The organism is Leadbetterella sp. DM7 (genome assembly GCF_040829825.2).
GTDB lineage: Bacteria > Bacteroidota > Bacteroidia > Cytophagales > Spirosomataceae > Leadbetterella.
On record NZ_JBFOLH020000005.1, the window covers coordinates 225,196 to 244,347 of the forward strand.

At 43.1% G+C, this 19,152-nt stretch carries 19 protein-coding genes; 4 read left to right on the top strand and 15 right to left on the bottom strand.

The window, feature by feature from the left end:
- Nucleotides 1–11: 11 nt before the first annotated feature.
- The 13 genes from AB2U10_RS08375 to AB2U10_RS08435 form a co-directional block, all read right to left on the bottom strand.
- A complete protein-coding gene (locus AB2U10_RS08375; RefSeq protein WP_367914886.1) occupies nucleotides 12–587 on the bottom strand; it encodes a hypothetical protein in 576 nt (191 codons plus the stop codon).
- Nucleotides 588–1,739, bottom strand: a complete 1,152-nt coding sequence (locus AB2U10_RS08380) for a HEPN-associated N-terminal domain-containing protein (protein ID WP_367914887.1) — start codon at nucleotides 1,737–1,739, stop codon at nucleotides 588–590.
- A gap of 317 nt (nucleotides 1,740–2,056) precedes the next feature.
- Nucleotides 2,057–2,866, bottom strand: a complete 810-nt coding sequence (locus tag AB2U10_RS08385; protein ID WP_367914888.1) for a PRTRC system ThiF family protein — start codon at nucleotides 2,864–2,866, stop codon at nucleotides 2,057–2,059.
- Nucleotides 2,866–3,588, bottom strand: coding sequence for a PRTRC system protein B (locus AB2U10_RS08390; protein WP_115401509.1), 723 nt, complete (start codon nucleotides 3,586–3,588; stop codon nucleotides 2,866–2,868). The genes AB2U10_RS08385 and AB2U10_RS08390 overlap by 1 nt, the downstream gene beginning before the upstream one ends.
- Nucleotides 3,589–3,600: 12 nt before the next feature.
- Nucleotides 3,601–4,761: a hypothetical protein gene (locus AB2U10_RS08395; RefSeq protein WP_115401510.1), complete on the bottom strand. Its 1,161-nt coding sequence runs from the start codon at nucleotides 4,759–4,761 to the stop codon at nucleotides 3,601–3,603.
- A 17-nt stretch (nucleotides 4,762–4,778) separates the two neighbouring features.
- The gene (locus AB2U10_RS08400) at nucleotides 4,779–4,997 is read right to left on the bottom strand and encodes a PRTRC system protein C (RefSeq protein WP_115401511.1); all 219 of its coding nucleotides are present in this window, start codon (nucleotides 4,995–4,997) and stop codon (nucleotides 4,779–4,781) included.
- Nucleotides 4,998–5,015: 18 nt separating this feature from the next.
- On the bottom strand, nucleotides 5,016–5,636 hold the full coding sequence (locus AB2U10_RS08405; RefSeq protein WP_115401512.1) for a PRTRC system protein E: 621 nt from the start codon (nucleotides 5,634–5,636) through the stop codon (nucleotides 5,016–5,018).
- A gap of 217 nt (nucleotides 5,637–5,853) precedes the next feature.
- A complete protein-coding gene (locus tag AB2U10_RS08410) occupies nucleotides 5,854–6,192 on the bottom strand; it encodes a molybdenum ABC transporter ATP-binding protein (protein WP_115401513.1) in 339 nt (112 codons plus the stop codon).
- Complete coding sequence (locus AB2U10_RS08415; protein ID WP_115401514.1) at nucleotides 6,189–6,686, bottom strand: DUF1281 family ferredoxin-like fold protein; 498 nt, start codon at nucleotides 6,684–6,686, stop codon at nucleotides 6,189–6,191. Before AB2U10_RS08415 ends, AB2U10_RS08410 begins: the two co-directional genes overlap by 4 nt.
- Nucleotides 6,687–6,707: 21 nt before the next feature.
- Nucleotides 6,708–7,082: a hypothetical protein gene (locus AB2U10_RS08420; RefSeq protein WP_233509387.1), complete on the bottom strand. Its 375-nt coding sequence runs from the start codon at nucleotides 7,080–7,082 to the stop codon at nucleotides 6,708–6,710.
- Between the two features lie 52 nt (nucleotides 7,083–7,134).
- Nucleotides 7,135–8,208, bottom strand: coding sequence for a DUF932 domain-containing protein (locus AB2U10_RS08425; RefSeq protein ID WP_115401515.1), 1,074 nt, complete (start codon nucleotides 8,206–8,208; stop codon nucleotides 7,135–7,137).
- A 48-nt stretch (nucleotides 8,209–8,256) separates the two neighbouring features.
- Nucleotides 8,257–8,649 (bottom strand): single-stranded DNA-binding protein, encoded by a 393-nt coding sequence (locus tag AB2U10_RS08430; RefSeq protein ID WP_115401516.1) that lies wholly within the window; start codon nucleotides 8,647–8,649, stop codon nucleotides 8,257–8,259.
- Nucleotides 8,650–9,299: 650 nt separating this feature from the next.
- Entirely contained in the window at nucleotides 9,300–10,553 is a 1,254-nt protein-coding gene (locus AB2U10_RS08435) for a site-specific integrase (protein ID WP_115401518.1), read from the bottom strand.
- Nucleotides 10,554–10,866: 313 nt separating this feature from the next.
- Between AB2U10_RS08435 and AB2U10_RS08440 the strand changes: the two genes are divergently transcribed.
- Nucleotides 10,867–11,772 carry a lysophospholipid acyltransferase family protein gene (locus AB2U10_RS08440; RefSeq protein ID WP_367914889.1) on the top strand — a complete coding sequence of 302 codons (906 nt, stop codon included), beginning with the start codon at nucleotides 10,867–10,869 and terminating at the stop codon, nucleotides 11,770–11,772.
- A gap of 5 nt (nucleotides 11,773–11,777) precedes the next feature.
- Here AB2U10_RS08440 and dnaE read toward each other — a convergent pair whose 3' ends face one another.
- The gene (gene dnaE, locus AB2U10_RS08445; protein WP_367914890.1) at nucleotides 11,778–15,374 is read right to left on the bottom strand and encodes a DNA polymerase III subunit alpha; all 3,597 of its coding nucleotides are present in this window, start codon (nucleotides 15,372–15,374) and stop codon (nucleotides 11,778–11,780) included.
- Between the two features lie 69 nt (nucleotides 15,375–15,443).
- The gene (locus AB2U10_RS08450) at nucleotides 15,444–16,049 is read right to left on the bottom strand and encodes a hypothetical protein (protein WP_367914891.1); all 606 of its coding nucleotides are present in this window, start codon (nucleotides 16,047–16,049) and stop codon (nucleotides 15,444–15,446) included.
- Nucleotides 16,050–16,380: 331 nt separating this feature from the next.
- On the opposite strand from AB2U10_RS08450, the gene rpmI reads away from it, so the two are divergent.
- The 3 genes from rpmI to AB2U10_RS08465 all read left to right on the top strand — a co-directional run bounded on the left by rpmI (nucleotide 16,381) and on the right by AB2U10_RS08465 (nucleotide 19,074).
- A complete protein-coding gene (rpmI, locus tag AB2U10_RS08455; protein WP_367914892.1) occupies nucleotides 16,381–16,569 on the top strand; it encodes a 50S ribosomal protein L35 in 189 nt (62 codons plus the stop codon).
- 92 nt (nucleotides 16,570–16,661) lie between these two features.
- A complete protein-coding gene (rplT, locus tag AB2U10_RS08460) occupies nucleotides 16,662–17,006 on the top strand; it encodes a 50S ribosomal protein L20 (protein WP_367914893.1) in 345 nt (114 codons plus the stop codon).
- A 178-nt stretch (nucleotides 17,007–17,184) separates the two neighbouring features.
- Nucleotides 17,185–19,074 carry a hypothetical protein gene (locus tag AB2U10_RS08465; RefSeq protein WP_367914894.1) on the top strand — a complete coding sequence of 630 codons (1,890 nt, stop codon included), beginning with the start codon at nucleotides 17,185–17,187 and terminating at the stop codon, nucleotides 19,072–19,074.
- Nucleotides 19,075–19,152 lie beyond the last annotated feature (78 nt).

A 19,152-nucleotide genomic window follows, 5' to 3' on the forward strand; every position in this document is an offset into this window, starting at 1 on the left:
TCTTAATAGGTTTACAAACCACTGCGTTTACCAAATATTGGACATAGTTTATCCCAAAATTGCTGTTCAAGGATTTCGACAATGAAACGCTCAATAGTTTCATCGCTTTCCGAAATGACCTCGTATGCAAAAATTTCCAAATCGTATTCTAAACAATTATCCCATTTGCATAAATGCAAGCTATAAACCCGAGTTCCCTCTGTACCAAGATGGTTTTTAATTCTTGTCTTGAAATCTGTTGTTGAGCTTCCAACATATAATATATCCGATGAAGTTTTGTTGTATCGAGAAAGATTAACTCTATCTTTATTCTTTGTTTTTAGCTTGTTTGCAGAATGATAGTTTTCAAAATATTCAATTAATCTTTTTACCTTTTGGGGTGACTGAACTCGTAATATAGAGATAAGTGGATTATCACTTTTGGGAATTTTATCTATGTGCTTTTTTAGTGTTGCTTTATCTCTAAACTGCAAGGAATGAAAAGATATTTCACAAAATGGTTGAACCGTGATTTTAGAAATTTGGTCAGCTACATTTAGTGCAAATTTTTCAGATTGCTGTACGATGTCTTTTGTGTCAATTTTCATTTAAATGATTTTCCTCCGTTCTAATTTATTCAATTTTACCTTTTCTTTACTTAATTCGTCATCCCAAAAAAACACTGCCGATTTCTGATTTCTATTTTGTGAAGAGGGGTAAATAATTCCCGATATTTTATTCTTTCTATTTTTATTAAATGGATACCTTAAAAATTCAGTCACAACTTGCGTTGGAACATATTCGGTATGCTCTTTTCCATCTTTAGTAATTTGTTGAGTTATATCTCTTACAAATGAGTAAAGGAATAAGACAAGATAGTATCGTTTCTTATCTCTAATTCCGAAAATGCTTGGGATTTTAGGCAACTTATTAAAATCAACAACAATCTGATTTTCTAATGTTTCAAATTCTGCAATCGTAACATACTTTTTGTATTTATCTGTCCTGCTTATTGTTTCCAAAATTGCTGTATCAATATCAAACGCAGAATAAAACATTGATATTCCTGAAGCACTAAACCTATTCGGATAAATTGCTTTTTTATTTGGTGGAGCCGAAATTTCGTCAAATTCAGTAATATGTGTTTTGAAGTCGTGTTGTCTGCAACGATAAAGTTTTGTTCCTGCCGGGATTACCCTTATTATATTTAATTTTGATATTAGCTTGCCAACCTCTTGTAATATGTGTAATGCTTTAGGTTGGTCACTATCTCCAGATGAAAAAAGATAACGGGACTTATGTTTAATAATATCTTTAAAGTATTTCCACTGAAATTCTAAATCATCCTTAATATTGTCATAATACAAGTCCGGTTGAGCCCAAGCAATATCTTCAATTGAGTTAACGATGTCTTCTATAACTTCAAACGGTTCAGCGTTTAATTCGATGTGTTCTTGAATAAGTTCGTCAGGAGTATAAATTTCTCCAAGATAACCGCCCTCTCTTGAATTATAACTCATAAAATTGGCAGCATCTTCGTAGAAATTTGAAATGCCATCCATAATAAATTCCATTAAATCTTCAAGGGGAACGACTTTTAATTCCTTGCCACAATAATCGCAAAAGCCATCTTGATAGTTTTGTTTAATGAAACGGTTAATACTTTTGTCTTCAAAATGCTTGATACAAATGTTCTTATCTGGAATACTACTTAAATTTCTACTTTCCAATTCAAGCCATCTCTGTTTTACACCTCCCATATATCTGATTTGTTAGAATACAAATTTAGTGAATTTAAAAAAGTGCTTCTACTCCCATAATCGAAATCAAAACCAATATAGCGACGTTCTTTTGCTTCTTTTCTTTGGTCGCTTATGTAGAAAGAAAAGAAGTTGTTATGATGCAAAAAATGGGATAAAGAATATCCCACGCAATAATGCTGCAACCTGTTTGCTAAAATGAAGAAGAAGGAATTGTGTGTGGTGCATTTTGGCAATGGGGTTGCACCTTTAAAAATGCGAAAAGGCGGTTCCGACCAACGGAAGGAAGTGTCTTTTCGCCGCCCGATTTTCGGGCTTTAACCGACCTTTATCGGGTGGGTGCGGTAGTCTTTCAGATTGTGAAAAAATCCTCTGTATTCGGTCATTCCGTTGCGGAATAGGTTCCATAGTAAAGAGCAACCCATTTGGGTCAATGATGAATTGATAAACAATTCCTGTTTTTCCAATGCTTCGGCAAGTGAACAACTTGGGGTGTCGTCCTGATGTTCGGACTGCTTCAGCAAGTCGCCAAATTCTTCGGTAACAAATGGCAGGCTTGCCACCGTTTCGTATTTTTCAGAATTGGGTTGTTTAATAGTTCCTATTGTAGATAGTAACACTTGCCCTGTGTGCCTGCTGTTCCCAAAATCTAACCAATACTTTGGTTCATCTCGGCTGTAGTTTCTACGGTAGCTGATTTCCTTTAGAATTTCGGCTACACCAAACCTTGTCTGTACATTATCCACACACGTAATATAAATAGTGGATTTTGCATTTTCGGGTAATCGCCCGAATTTATCCTTTTCAAACTTTTGGGTTTCTGCTTTCCAACTTGTACCCGAAAAGCGGTTGGCTCGGTTTACTAGTGATACGGATTTGTACAATCCTGTTTCGCATTCTGCAAAACGCTGTCTGCCTAAATTGGCACTTGTGATGATGTCATCATCCCAAAGTCGGACTTGTAACCCTGCGTGTCCCAATTCAATTAAGCTGTGGTTCATTTCCATTAAAGCTGTCAATACCTTTGACCCTGTGCCACCTGCTCCGATAAGGTTTACCGTAATGGGATTGGTCGGATTGATCAGATAATTATCCGTAAAATGTATTTTTGTTTTCTCGGTATTCATCACAATAGATTTTTAAGGGTTTTGTTGGTCTTTTTCAATGTTTCTTTCGGAAAGGGTTTATCCGTATTGATAAGGTCTTTCCAAAGGTTTACAATATTCGTTTTGGTTAAGTTTTCGCATAATGAATGACTGAAATAGGAATTGAAAAAATAATGCTCCCAAGCCTGTATAAATTCCTCAACCGAAGCCGAATTTTTAATATCAATGCTTACCGTTCCCATACATACATTGCCCTTTTCGTAGATATTGAAGAAAGGTACATAGTGCAAAGGTGTTTTTTCGGTGGGTCTTCTGTCGTTTGCCAAAGCAAAAACAGTCAGACTGGTTTTACTCGCTAACCAAAGCATTGCGGGTACTTGTGCCTTTCCGTTGGGTATGCCCAGACTATCGACAAAATACAGTTGTTTTTGCTGTGATTTGGTGTACCATAGCACCTTACCTTTATCATTGCTCGGATTGATGTGCAGAATGTTAGTCGGCAAAATTCCCTTCGGTTTTAAAAATGCCTTACTCTTTTCTTCATCAGTCTGTAAAGACTTTGCCAATACTTCGGCTTCCTTTACGCTCAATGGGTGTGCATTAACAGGATTGCCATTTTTATCCATATCAAAATGCTCAACATACATTGTCTTTTCCGTTCCTTTGGCTTCATAAAAAACCAAAGCAGATTTTGGCAGGTACAATGTTCCAAAATTCCCTGTTATGTCGTTTACGCTGTTCATTACGTTGTGGTTTTAATAGTTATACAATAGCGAACACAATTCGTCTAACAAGGCAAAAAGACGGTTTTCAAAATCAAGGTTGGTTGCGGTTATTTCGCTACCGTCAAAGGTTTTGTGAATGGTAGGTTCTTCCATTGTTCCGCACTCGTTAAATTCATTGTTGATACTATCGGTAAGGTTTTCATATAACCAACCTTTAGTGTCTGCTGTAAAAGAAATGTACTTTTCCATTCCGATAGCTTCATTTTCGTAATCATCGTTATAAGGGTCTTGTTCGGGTATGGGTGCATTTCTGAAAATACTTGCTGTCGGATATTCCGTATAAAGGGCAAAGGCATTAGAAGCTATCTGCCAACATTCGTTGTCAAATGTATTACGGCTTTTGAAACGGCTTAAACGCTGTTCAAATACCGTTAAATTGATGCGGTTATATAGTTTCTGTTCTATATTGTCGCCAATTTGCTCCGCCTTGTTCAACTCATTTTTGTAGGTATCTGTTTCTTCTGTTTCGTAATCATCCTCTATCCAATCTTTGTGCATTTCGTAGAGCCAATACAAATAGCTGTTTTCCTGTCTGTAATAAGGAATGTCGGCAATGTGATAGAGGTAACTGCAAACTGAAATCAACAATTGGGCGTTCTTTTTATGCTTCGTATTGTGCAACATTTTAAAAAGTGGCAGGATTGGAATATAATAAAGGGTTGTGCCTGTATCATATCTTTCCTCACTCACAAAATAGGTTTTCTTACTGTCCTGTATCAATTTGAAATTATCCCAATTTGCATTGGTACGTTTTAGTTTGGCTTCAATATCCCACATACCCAAAGCAATATTGTACGGAAATTTAAAATCTTTGGTATTCATTGTTTCAATGCTGTAATGCTCGGCAAGATTGGAAAGGGACTTGTAAAAATCCCTCTCCGTTTTTGCGGTTTCCTTAAAAGCCTGTACGGTTTTCGTTTCTTTCAGTTTAGGCAGGAATACCGATTTTAAAAAACCATTGGTAGCATTGCAATCGGTACGGATTTCTGCTTGTCTTTCCGCACTTCGTTTGCATCTTTTGGTCTTTGCATCCAATGGGCAAACTCGCTCAACTGTCGGTGCAATTGCCGTTGGCGTTTCTGTTCGGGTATGCTGATAGTTCCCGATATGATGTTGCGTTGCATAATTCATCGTTTTTGATTTTTGGTTTAACCTTTCGTTCCCATTACGCTTTCAAATTTGTATTCTACCGCATCATCTTTGATTTGTGGTGCGGATACTTTTGCGGTTGTAAGTATCGGGTACATATTGGCGTAAAAATTCATTACTGCTTCCACACTCCAACGTGGTTCGGGGTCGGTCAGTCTGATGTCCTGTCCTTTATCTTTGAGTATAAAAACTCGTTCTAATCGCGTTGCTAATAACATACTATTCGTTTTTAATCGTTAATATTCTGTTTCTTCTTCCTCTACTTCATCAATGGGATAATCTGCCGTAACTTCTTCCGCTTGTTTTGGCTCTTGCGGTTCGGGTGTTGGTTCGTCCATTGCTCCGAATAGGCTCGGTGTAGCGAATTTGTCGGACAATGATGTTTTGCGTTTGCGTATTTCGTCCGCTTTTTCGGGAAACTCGGTAATGTCGGGTACTTTAATCCACGCTTCACGGAACTTGCCCTCTTTTTCGAGTTCGTCCACTTTTGCCATACCGTCTTTGTATTTTTTGTCTTTGGCTTCTTTTTCCTTTTTGGCTTTCTCGGTTTTTTCTTTCTCCATTGCCGATTGCTTTTTGACTTCTTCCATTTGTTTTAGGAACTTTTCCATATCCACCATTACACCCGAAACGGTTTTGACAGGTGCTTTTATCTGCTCAAAAAATCCCTCGTCAAACTCTTGGGGTGTGGCGTTGAACGTCAATGGGGGAATGAGGTTTTTGGCACTATCTCCGCATTGCTCGTTATTGAGCAATACCGATACGATTAGGTTATTTTCTGCTCCTTTGGAAATGTTCAGTTGCAATACTCCTGTAAAATCCAACTGCTGTATCTGATTGAAAAAATTTGTGTTCATTGCTCTTAAATTTTAATGTGTTGTTACTTGTTCTTTGATTGCTGTTAGTTTCTCGTACATATCCGTCCAATAGGCTTTTTGCCTTTTGTCAAACTCCGAAAAACTTTTGTCTTTGTGCCTGTATTCCTTGTAGTCTGCCGTTATTCTTATGGCTTCGTCAAGGTCTGTTACTTCAATTAGGCAACCGTTTAAATCTGTTATTTACATTGCTATCCTGTTAATTTTTGATTTCTGCTATTTGGTCAATTCTGCCGTAAACAATGCTTTTAAGACTTGTTTTGTCGGGGGCATTGTATTCGTGCCAACTGTCGTACTGCTTAACCAAATAGGTTTTCAGCACATCCTCAAACCCAAACCGATAACCCTGCAAGGGAACTGCTTTTTTGAAAAAGGCATTTCGGTTTACGGCTTCTGCAAGCCAATTTTTCTCGGCTCTGTTCATCTTTTCGCCCTTGTTCAGTTTTTCCCTTAACACGTACACTTTAGCGTATTGCAGGGATTGTAATTCGGGTACATCGTGACGGACAAACTTTGTGGCTATTGTTTCAGTTTTCATTGTGCTTGGTTTAAAAGTTGATGATTTTTAATTTTCCGCTCCAACAAGGTTTCCAATATTTCACAGTCGCTACCGTATTCCTCACCCTCGAAATGATAGATGTCGGTTTCTTCTTCAAACTGATAGGCTTCAAAATCCTCATCTTCCAAATAAATATCTGTGAGTAGCTTGTCATAGAATGTTGACTTACCATATACACCATTTCCCAATTCCTCATAGTCCTGTACAAAATCAACTTCGTACTGTTCTGCTATCTTTTTCAAAACTTCGGTATTGGGCGACCATTTTGTTTCGTATTGAAAAATCCCTTTATCTCCCTCGTTCCAATAGATGTTGAAGAAATAACCGCCATTGTTGTCCTCTACGAAATCGGGCAATTGTCCGCATTCTTCTTTTTTCTGTTTTTCAGCCATTGCCTTGAATAGCTGTTGTATCTGTTCGATTGCTTCGGGTCTTCCCTCGAAAACAACCGCATTGTTACACCAATTTGCCATAATCAAATGTTTTATTGTTAGTTAATCTTCTGCGGTATAAACCCCATTTACATAGTAGCCGTGCGACTTTTCCCAAAGGCGTATTAAACCGTCCGTATCTATGTAGAAATGCTCTGTACGATTGCAGTAAATAATAAATATGCTTTCGTCTTTGTGCTTCTTTTCAAGGCTCTTGGCTCTCGCCCGACTTTTTGCTTCCCCAATTGTTGTTGCTTTCATATCCTGCTGTCTTGTATCGTTAAAAATTTCTACTATACCCACAATGGCACATTCGGGACAACCCTCTGCGGTTGTTATCTGCTGTATAGCTCCCTGCTTTCCGCTTAGTGATACTACTCTGAGCGTTGTTGTGCCTGTGTCGTGTTTCAGCGTTGCTTTATATATTCCTATTGTCATTGTTTTAGTTTATAGTAGGCTACCACCGATTAAGGCGGTAGCCTGTTGTTATTTAATTAAGGTTTAGGATTTCCGCACCTTCCGAAGCAAAGGCGGTACACAATTCAAATGCTTTCTGTGATTTGAGTTGAGCCGTTCCACCTAAAACAATGGATTGTAGTTTGGCTTCGTTGTCTTTGTAACTGCGTACATTTTGGAAGTAGCCTGTAACAGCGTTGTACGCTCCGAACAAAGTGCCTTTGGTGGTGTCCATTTGTTGGGTATCGCTTGTCATTGCATAGAGAAAAGCATTATCAACGGTGTTTTTGAACACGGTGGACATTTCATCCTCCGCACCTTTTTGGATAAGGTCAAGCGTTTCCTTGTTTGGACAAAGTGCCAATTGGATTAGTTTTCTTACTTCTTTATCTGTGGCTCTTACCTTTGTCCAATCATTAAAAATGCCCTCTAATTGGTCGCTCAATGTGTTTGCCAATCCCATAATCTTGTGGGCGTTCTCAATACGCTGTTTTGCTCCCGAAGTATGTTTGATACGGACAACATTGGTCATAGTACGTAAAGAAGCATTAAGGGTGTTTTGGCAAACGATACGGATAGGTGTAAACGCTGCCGTAATACTTCCGCTACCATCGTGCGAAGTGGTAAGGAAAATGTATTTTTCGGTTACATCATCGCCATTGCCTACACGGATATAGTCGGGCAATTTGGCTGTGATAAAAATGCGTTCTCCTTTGCCTAATGCTCCTGCGGTTTCGTATAGAATACCCTCACCACCGCCTACAATAGCATCAAAGAAATTAAAGGCTTCACGGTTTTGTACGATATGGTAATCTTTACCCACTACGCCCAATACAGTATTGTTATCGGTGCGAATGTTGGCAAAATAGTTGGGCACTTCCAATTCGCTACTGCCTATTTCTATGCCGTTGGCTGTTTCGATAATGTCCGAACCTTTGGTAAATAGTGGGGATTTTACGACTTCGTAATCTAACCCAGCGTGTTTGATTGCTTCCTCGCTCGTTGGGTATTGCTCCACGATTTGCCCCAAACCATGCCACGCTTTTTGCTGTACTGAAAAGAAACTGTGCTTTCCTGTTCTCTCATTGAAATAAATATTATGTGCCATTTTGATAAAATTTTGATGTTAAAAAATGATTGAATACTCGTTTAGTTGTTAGAATGGTAGGTCGTCCTCTGTTCCCTCTGTTGTAAATCCGTTGCTTTCAGATTGTGCAGTAGCCTGTACGGTTTCGGCTCTGTTTCCACCTCCGTGCAGTTTGATTTGTGAGGTATGGAAATTCAGACCTGCTTTTGCTTCGCCCTCTTTGTTTACCCACGCTCTCGGACTTACTCGTCCTGTGAGTTCTACCAAAGTGCCTTTTGTCAGTAGCCTTGCCACGTTTGCGGTTATCCAATAGGCACAATCGAAGTAGGTGGTTTGCTCTACTCGTTCGCCCTGTTTGTTCCGATAGCTGTCGTTTACCGCTACTGAAAAGTTTACTACCTGTTTTTCGTTCGACAATGTGCGTACTTCCGCATTTCTTGTCAGTCTTCCTGTAATGTTCATCTTCTTTGATTTTTAGTTATTGATTTCGATTTGATTTTTTTTGATTTATTCGGCAATGGGAGGAGGTGCTGTTTCGTTTCATTACCATTTTCAATGCTTTTAATCTTCGTATCTGACATTTTTTTTATTCGTTTAAAGAGCCGGAGTATGCTATGTTTCGTTTCACGAGCATAAAAGGTTCGGGTTTAGCCGACACAAGGTTTTGGAAAACAAATACTACCCAAGGGGTGGAGATTTTTTTCCAAACTTGCGTGACCTTTTGTCGGCGTTAAGAACACGGAAATACCTTTGCTCTTGAAATGGGACAAAAAAGCATACGGCACTTTGGATAAAAACTATTGTGGAAGCCTAAGAAGATGGCATTGGAAAATGGTTCGTAGTGATTTGAAATAACACTTCCAATTAGCTGGATTGATAAATGTTTTTTTTCTGTGTGGCTTTGACAGCCACATTACCAGGGATTTTAAAAATGTTGTAAATGGCTTTAGCGGAGATGGAGCATTTTTCAAATGGCTGTTTCAGAAGTAGCCGAAAAAACTCTTTTACAGTGAGGGAATAGGAAAGCGGTAAATGTGCTTTGGCTATCAAAAAGTTTGGGCAAAAAAAAACAGAGCCGTCAAGCTCTGTTCTATAAGTTGTGTTGGATTTAATTAAATAGCTACCGTTAAAAACGCATCTTCCATAGCCTTAAACTTAGGCGAAACCAAATCCATATCCCTGCTGATTTTTTGGCTGGTAATCTTTGCATAAATCTGTGTAGTAGAAATATTTTTATGCCCCATCATTTTGCTAAGGCTTTCAAGCGGTACACCCTCTGTTAAGAACATTGTTCCGAAAGTATGCCTTGCCGTGTGGAAAGTTACTTTTTGTTCCGTAATAATTTCTGCTTTCTCAATCAATTTACCAACGTGAGTATTGCAGGTCGCATTGGTCGGAACCGGAAAGATAAATTCATTACGGGTTGCACCCTGATACTTTTCAATGATGCGTTTCGGGATTTCCATTAACCGAACATTGGAAGCAACATCTGATTTCTTTCTCCTGCTGATAATCCACTGATGACCGTCAAAGAAAGATTGAATATTGTTCCTTGTCAATTTTTTAATATCCGCATAAGCAAGCCCGGTGAAACAACTGAAAATAAACAGGTCTTTTACAAGTTCGTACCGTGGGTGTGACGGCATACACATCATCAATTTTTCTACGTCTTCTTTTAGAATATAACCCCTGTCGGTTTCTTCCATACTAATTTCGTAATCCTGAAACGGATTATTACGTATCAAGCCCTTCTTAATAGCTAACTCCACCAGACTTAATACAGGCATTGTGTAAACCCAAACCGTATTATGTGCACACTGTAAATCGTACCGGAGGTAAAAATCAAACTCACGGATAAAATCGGCAGTCAATTCCCGAAAAGCCATATCATCACGATGATAGCGTTCTTTTATAAACGTGCTAAGATGGTTGTAAACTGTGATGTACTTATTATAGGTGCTTTCAGACCGTTCTTCTTTTTCGACCAATTTTTTAAAATCTTCATTTTGGTCGTTGAACACTTTCAATATGGCATCATCCATTACACCAACACCCAAAAACGAAAGTTTTACTTTCTGTGCGGTTGCAAAGCCCTCGTGCTTCAGCATATCTTCGTATATTTTGTCGATACGCCCACGTATGTTGTCCAGCTTTTTGTTAATGCCCAAAGCTGTGGCACTCTTGCCTTCAACTCTTCCGTATTTTAAATCCCAATTGTTAGGGTCAATTTCTAACTTTGTTCCCAAAGTTTTAGCTGTTCCATCAATGGTAATACGTGCCATAATCGGGGCGTTACCATTCTTTTTCAGTTCGTTCTTTTTCAAATAGAAAAGCAGTTTGAACGTCGATTTTTTTGTCTGCTCCATAACTCAAATGTTTAATGTTTAAAATTAAATTACATTGAGTTACAAGGAAATATAAAAATGGGTGCAAAACGCTGAAATATAATCAGTTAAGTTATATAGTTGCCTTTATCAATCGGTAACGAATTAGTAACCTAACCTTGTCGTTTTAAGCCCAAAACCTATCAGACACCGAGTTCCAAACTAAGACTACTATTTTATAAAGCATTGTATAGCAACGGTTCTAACCGTTTTGCTTACTTTTGCTTTTTACTAATCTTTTTTAATAAAAAGGGCAAGGGACTCGTAATTTTGCCGCATTCATGAAAGAAGAATAATGCAAGCCATCAGTTTTTATTTGTTATATCCCTTTATCTGGTTGTTTTCCCTGTTGCCTTTGCGGGCGCTTTATTTTATTTCGGATTTTGTGGTCTATCCTGTACTTTACAGTATGCTGGGCTACCGGAAAAAGGTGGTGCGCGACAACATGCGGCAGGTTTTCCCGGAAAAGACAGAGGCGGAGAGGCAGGCCATTGAAAGGAAGTTTTACCATTACCTGGCCGACCTGTTTATGGAAACCATAAAGGGTTTCAGCATTTCGTACGAAGAGCTGATTCAACGGGTGACATTCACCAACCAGGATTTTTTTGAGAAAGTATACCGCGAAAATGAAGGGATAGTGATTACCCTGGGCCATGTGGGAAATTACGAATGGCTTGCCCAGTGTTTTCCCCGGATTGCCAATGTGCGTATGGGGGTTCCGTACCGGAAGCTGACCAACCCTTATTTTGACAAGGCCTTCCGGGCTTCGCGTGAGAGGGGCGGAGCCATCTTGTTTCATACCAAAGAAACCCTGGATTTTATTAAGAACGAGAAAAGCCGGTATATCCTGGTGCTGGCCAATGACCAGTCGGCACCGGCTGAAAAATCGTATTGGGTAAAATTTCTTAACCGGGATACTTCGTTTTTTGAAGGTACGGAAAAGATGGCCCGCCAGCTGAACTTTCCCGTTTTGTTTGCCCATATCGGGGTAAGCGGCCGCGGACGGTATGCGATCTCCTTTCAACCCGTTACCGATGACCCGTCTAAGGAGCCGCTGGGCGCTATCCTGGCCGAGCACGCCCGCCTGCTGGAGCAAAATATTTACCAGGCGCCCGAGTACTGGCTGTGGTCGCACAAGCGCTGGAAACACCAGAAGCCGGCCGGCTTTACCTACGGTTTCACCCGCAATATCCTGTCGTAAGCGGGTCAGTTGACCGAAACGTTCTCGGCACCTACCAGCCCGCAAAGCCGGCTGTGGATCTCTTTGCTGATCTCAATGCGTACGGTACGTGAAAACAGTGCGATGTCGTATTGGTTCTGGGTATCGTACACGTCAATTTTCAGCCCGAATTTCCCGGGGTTTTTCAGCACCACTTCCTGTATTTCGTGCACCAGCGACTTGTCGAGAGAATGGATATCGAGCTTGATCTTCATTTCCTTCAGCCGTTTTTCCTTCATTTCACTGAGCAGGTCAATAGACTGGGGCTTGAATTCCAGCTCGTCTTCTTTTCCCCATCGGCCCATCACTTTTCCCTTGATATAAATGAACGATTCCGGGATAAAATAGCGGGAATATTCGATGAAGTCGCGGCCAAACAGGGCAATTTCCAGTGAGCCGGTATAGTCTTCAATGCGGTAGATACCGAACTGGTTACCGTTTTTAGACTGGCGTATATTAACGGAAGTAACCACCCCGCCAATGGTAAATTCTTTGTCTTTGTTCTCTTTTTCAAGCAGGGACGTGTCAAGCGGCCGGCAGAGGCTCATTTCCATGGCAAACTGGTCAAGCGGGTGGCCTGAAATGTAAAAGCCTACCACTTCTTTTTCATACCGGAGCTTCTCAATGTTTCCCCATTCTTCCACCCGGTCTATTTTGGGTGTCTGGATGTTAAAGCCGTTGTCGCCTCCTAAAGACCCGAACAGCGTGTTCTGCGAGCTCATTTTATCTTCCATCACCTTATTGGCATACCGGATCAGCCGCTCAATGAAGGTGCCGCCCTCGTCTGACACGTGAAAATATATCGCCCGGTGAATGTCTTCAAAGCAGTCAAATGCGCCGGCATAAGCGAGTGATTCAAGCGTTTTCTTGTTGACCGTACGAAGGTTAACCCGGGTGATGAAATCAAAAATGTCTTTAAACTGCCCGTTTTTATCCCGTTCTTCGATGATGGCGTCTACGGCGGCATCGCCGGTGCCCTTGATACCGCCCAGGCCGAAACGGATCTCGTGTTTTTTATTCACACTGAAGCGCTTCTGCGATTCGTTGATATCGGGCCCCAGTACCTGCAGCCCCAGGGCCTTGCATTCTTCCATAAAGAAGGTGATCTTATCAATGTTGCCCAGCTGGGAGGTGAGTACGCCGGCCATATATTCGGCCGTATAGTGTGTTTTCAGCCAGGCAGTCTGGTAGGCCACAAAAGCGTAGCAGGTGGAGTGCGACTTGTTGAAGGCATATTGCGCAAAGGCCTCCCAGTCGGTCCAGATCTTATCGAGCGTTTTCTCGGGATGGCCATTGCTGAGCCCGCCTTCAATGAATTTGGTCTTCATTTTATCCAGCACTTCCTTCTGCTTTTTACCCATGGCTTTTCGCAGGGTATCGGCATCGCCTTTGGTAAAGCCGGCCAGCTTTTGCGACAGCAGCATCACCTGCTCCTGGTACACGGTGATCCCGTAGGTTTCGGCCAGGTGCTCTTCCATTTCAGGCAGGTCATAGGTGATGGGCTCACGACCGTGCTTACGGTTTACGTAGTTTGGAATATAGGCAATCGGGCCCGGCCGGTACAGCGCGTTCATGGCGATCAGGTCACCGAAACGGTCGGGCTGAAGATCTTTCATGTATTTCTTCATCCCGTCAGATTCAAACTGGAAAATGGCGTTGGTTTCGCCCCGCTGGAAGAGCTTGTAGGTCTCTTCGTCGTCTAACGGAATGTTGTCGATGTCAATATCTACCCCGTAGTTTTCGCGGATCATGCGCAGGGCTTCCTTGATGATGGTCAGGTTGCGCAGCCCGAGGAAGTCCATTTTGATTACCCCGGCATCTTCAATCACTTTGCCTTCAAACTGGGTGACCAGCAGGTCAGAGTCTTTAGACGTGGAAACGGGCACAATTTCCGACAGGTCGTAAGGCGCAATGATGATACCGGCCGCGTGGATACCCGTGTTTCTCACGGTTCCTTCCAGCTTTTCGGCCTGTTTCAGCACTTTTGAAGTAAGATCGCGGCCCTGGTACATTTCGCGCACCTGCTTCACGTTTTCAATTTCATCCGGGTTGAGGCCCAGCTCGGTCAGCGACTTGGGCCCGGTTATGGGGGCATGGATGAGCTTTTGGAAGTTCATGCCGTATCCCGGTTTATCGGGAATAAGCTTGGCGATCTGGTTGGCTTCCGACAGGGGGAGGTCCATTACCCGGGCCACATCTTTCACCGATGATTTGGTGGCCATGGTACCGTAGGTGATGATCTGGGCCACCTGGTTTTTCCCGTACTTATCTACCACGTAGTCGATCACCTTCTGGCGGCCTTCATCGTCAAAGTCGGTATCGATATCGGGCATCGACTTCCGGTCGGGGTTCAGGAAACGCTCAAACAGGAGGTTGTACTTGATGGGGTCAATGTTGGTGATGCCGATACAATAAGCTACGGCAGAGCCTGCTGCAGAACCCCGGCCCGGGCCGATCATCACGTCCAGCTCACGGCCGGCCCGGATGAAGTCCATTACAATGAGGAAGTACCCGGCAAAGCCCATGGTTTTGATGGTATGCAGCTCAAAATTTAGCCTTTCTTCGGCTTCGGCGCTGATGGTGCCGTAGCGCTGGCGGGCTCCTTCAAACGTAATGTGCCGCAGGTATTCCCACTGGTTGAGGGTGTCATCGGCATGAACCTTAAACTCCTGCGGAATGGGGAAGTTGGGAAGCAGGATATCTTTTTTGAGGTTGAGGGTTTCAATTTTGCCTACTACCTCGTTGGTGTTGTCAATGGCGGCCGGGATATCGGAGAACAGCTGCGTCATTTCAGCCGTGGTCTTGAAATAAAACTGGTCGTTGTAGAAGGCAAAGCGGGTACCTTTCTTGCTGCCTTCGTCGTCGTCTGAAAACTCCTTGTTGCTGGGGGTAGCCAGCTTTTCGCCGGTGTTGATGCAAAGCAGGATATCGTGGGCCACCCAGTCCGACTGATCCACATAGTGGCTGTCGTTAGAAGCGATGACCTTGACATTGTATTTTTTGGCAAATTTAAGCAGGACCTCGTTGACACGGATCTGCTCGGCCATATCGTGCCGCTGAATTTCTACATAATAATCTTCACCGAAGCGGTCAAGCCACCACCTGAACTCTTCTTCGGCGGCTTCTTCGCCCTGCTTCAGAATGGCCTTGGGCACCATGGCACCTATGCAGCAGGTAGTGGCAATGAGGCCCTCTTTGTATTTTTCAATCAGCGCTTTGGTCACCCGCGGGTATTTGCTGTACAAGCCTTCCATATAGCCCAGTGAGCAGAGCTTGGTCAGGTTTTTATAGCCTTCCGGGTTCTTGGCCAGCAGAAGCTGGTGGTAACGCAGGTCTTTCTGCTCTTTGGTGAAGGTTTTGCGGGTATGGTCTTCCACTACGTAAAACTCGCAGCCAACAATAGGCTTTACCCCGTATTTCCCGGCAGTAGCTACAAAATCAAATACGCCGAACATGTTTCCGTGGTCTGTGATGGCTACGGCGGGCATTTCGTCTTTCTGGGCCTTGGCGAAAAGTCGTTTTATACCCGAGGCTCCGTCAAGCAGGGAGTACTGGGTATGGTTATGGAGGTGCGAAAATTTCATGGAGTTCCTGTAAATTCTGAATGAACAAAGTTACAGGATTTTCCGCTGTGTGCCGAAGACCGCCCCCGATTATTTTGCGATGGCGTAGGCCAGTCCGAACCGGATGCCGGTTTCCATGATCCGGTAACGGGAGCGTTGCCTAGTGAAAGACGAGAGCGCGTGAAGCCGGGCATTCGGGTTAACGAAAACAGAAATACCTGATTTGAAGGCATACCGGCCGCCTGCGCCCAGTGCTACGCCCAAGCCGGTCTGGTTACTGATCTCCCTGGATTGTGAAATGTCGATATCGATCATCGGGCCGCCGTTCAGGTAAACGTAATTTCCCAGGTTTGCCCGGAGCAGTGCGGGTACGGTGACCAGCCTGGCCGAGACTTTCGTGGGCGGTGGCGTGGCGTCTCCCAGGAAAGCCGGATGGCGGATGACGTGATGTTCCGAGTAATCAATGCCGGTTTCAAAGTCGAGCACCTTATTCAGGCCGTGGATATAGCTGATACCGAAATTTTGTATGCCGTTGCTTTCATAGCTGCCCCCGCCCACGAGCTGTTCGAAGGTAACGACGGAGCTGTGTGCCGGAAAAGAATAATACAGGCCTATGCTTTTTCCCGACTGGGCGCAGGCAGAGCCGGCCAGGCCCAGCAGGGTAATGAGGGTGAGAAGGCAGAACCGTATGTTCATGTTGTCTTGCTTTAATTTACTAAGTACAAAAATAGGAGAAAAGGAAAGAGAAGAAAGCCGGACAATTGAGTTAAAGGCAGAATATTGAGTTAAAGGCAGATTTTGTTTTGTTACGGGGCGGTGCGGGGTAATAATACAGTGAATTTTTTGCATATTCATGAAACAGAGCCGTATTTTGAATAGCATAATTTTGATTGTGAATTTCATGATATACGGTCTGCTGGTATGTGCACATTTCAAAGATATATTTTGTGGAAGATGTGCATATTATGGATAAATTTCCTAACTTTGCACCCCAATTTACTTTTTAATACTTAATCTGTTTTGTAAAATGCCAAAGCAAAAAACAAATTCAGGAGCGAAAAAAAGGTTTAAATTGACTGGTACCGGGAAAATCAAGCGTAAGCATGCTTTCCACAGCCACATTTTAACCAAAAAGTCGAACAAGAGAAAGAGAAACCTTGTTCAGACCACGCTCGTTAGTCCTGCTGATGAAGCAAGAATTAAAAGCCTGCTGTAATCTTACAGCATCTGGTTCTATTGTTTAACCCGGCTACAGGCCCATTAAGTTTCCCGCTGCGGAACGCCTCTGGTCAAAAAACGTAAAAATTTATGCCACGTAGTGTCAATCATGTAGCGTCAAGAGCACGCCGCAAAAAAGTTCTGAAGCTGGCCAAGGGCTACTTCGGAAGAAGAAAAAATGTTTGGACAGTTGCTAAAAATGCTGTCGAAAAAGGTTTGGTTTACGCCTATATCGGTCGTAAACAAAAGAAAAGAAACTTCCGTAGCTTGTGGATCGTACGGATCAACGCCGGGGTAAGACCTTACGGCTTATCGTATTCGGTATTTATCAACAAGCTGCAGAAAGCAGGTATTGAGCTTAACAGAAAAGTATTGGCCGACCTGGCTTTGAATCATCCTGATGCTTTTAAAGCCATCGTTGAGAAAGTAAAGTAAGCTGTCTCCGGGACAGGTTGAAAAGGGCATCCGGAAGGGTGCCTTTTTTGTTGCATTTTTTTTATCTTTGCAGCAACTATAATTATTTAATGAACCCTAGAATTACTCATGAAAGCTGTCCTGCTGTCCTTCCTGAATTCCTTATTTTCCAAAATAATATTTTAAATCAATCTTATTTATGCGCAAACGTCTACCCCGGGCGGTGCTTTTTGGTGCACTGTTCCTTCCTTCTTTCCTCCAGGCACAGAAGGTAATTCTTACTGATTCAGTGGTGTTGTACAGGACCATCCAGGATCAAAGCAATCCTAAAACAGAGCTGGTTTCCATTCGCGGGTACGTGGCTTCTATTCTGCCCCGCGCCAATTCTTTTGAAATCAATGTGTTTAAGCAGTATACCGGCTATCTTGAATTCAAAACCCAGGCATCAGCACCGAAAAACCTGGCCTCCAGGCTGGCGTATTTACCCGGGCTGGCTCAGTATACCTTTGACCATGCAGCACTGAAAACCCAAAAGGAAAAAGTGTTCCGGCTAAGCACCGGGAACGAGGAGGCTCCCTTTGAATACCAGTTCTACCCGGTACTGGGAAGCAAGCACGGCGGCGAAAAATACGGTTTAAAACCGTTAAGCTCGAATGAGACCGGCGGCAATTACAGCCTTCTCCTGGAAAGTCAGCCGCAGGCTTTGGAGTACTCGGGGCCTAAAAACAACTTTACCGTGCTCTCCAGCCCGTATGCAGCTTCGGCAGAAATACTGACCGTAAAAAGCAGCTTTAATTATTATTCCGGGAAATACTGGATTGACGGCAATAACGGCACGCAGCGAAAGCAGGTTGCTTTAAAAACAGAACCCAAACTCAAAGCCACGTTCCAGTCCCGGCCCGGCGCATTAAATTACCTGAAGCCGATAGACAAGGGGCTATTTACTATTATGCAGGTAGATTCTGTTTTAAAAGAGCGGGAAGTGGCGAAAGTTCAGCTCCCAGCCGATTTCGGGGTGGTAGCCTATGGTATGGTTAAGGGAGTTCCTCAAAAGCCCGTGTTCAGCCTTTCCGAGTTAAGAAACAAGATGGACGGGTTTGTCCTGCTGACCGGAAACGGCTATAACGACCGGAAAAACGGGAAATCTTTCAGTCTTGTCCGGTTTAATTCAGAAGGAGAGTTGCTATATCACCATGATTTTACCGTAGAAGATGAAGATTATCAGTTTGACCAGGCATCGGTTATTGCCAATGAGCAGGAATCGCTGTCCAAAATCATCCTGAGAAAAGGCTTACGCTACAAAAGCATTTATGTGAAGGTTGATGCCTCGGGAGTGAAGTATAAAACCCCGTGGTCGAAAGAAACGGATAAAGAAGCAAAGCTGATCAAATCGTCCGGGAAAGTCTCTACCGGGGGCTCACACCAGGATACCTATTTAATTACGCTCGAAAATGGGGAAAATATGGTTTATGGGGCCGATTACGGTATAGGTGCGCCGGGGGGTGTTCAGGCGGGTTATGGTTTTACCCACCTGGGAGCTGACGGTAAAACAAAGGCATTCTACAATACCGATTGCCGCATCCCGGCTCAGATTATGGGTAAGGCGTATACCTTTGCAGCCATTTACGTTCAGGACGGCAGGGTACTGCTCCTGGCCGATGAGCCTCGGGGCAACTCACCGGAATCTTTCAAGAAATACAGCTGGATAGACCTGGAGTTTTCCAAAACACTCAACCTACTTCAAAAAGGGGAGGAAATACAATTGGCGGCCTACCGGGGTAAAGAAGAAAAGGGTAGCTCATGGAAGCTCTTTTCCGGAGAGCCGGAAGAAATAAGCCGGGAACAGCTCGAAAGCGCCAGTTTGGCCTGCGCCCCTGTAGCGTACATTATCGATACCCGGAAACAGACTATCAGCTTCCTGGATTTGCATGAAAAGGGTGGGTATAGCCTACCCTGGGTAAATAATACCTGGATTGATATGAATAGCCGGGAGATCAATACCTTCCTGCGCACGAGGGAAAGAAGTGAAGATAAAGCAGCCAGCTATCCGAAAGTGGTAAGATTGCAGGCTCTGAAAGCGGCCTATTAATATCTACGGAATTGTCCGGTAGGTCACTATCGCGCCGGAGACTTTTGTTTGGGATCTGCTCAGGCATTATTTTGCAGT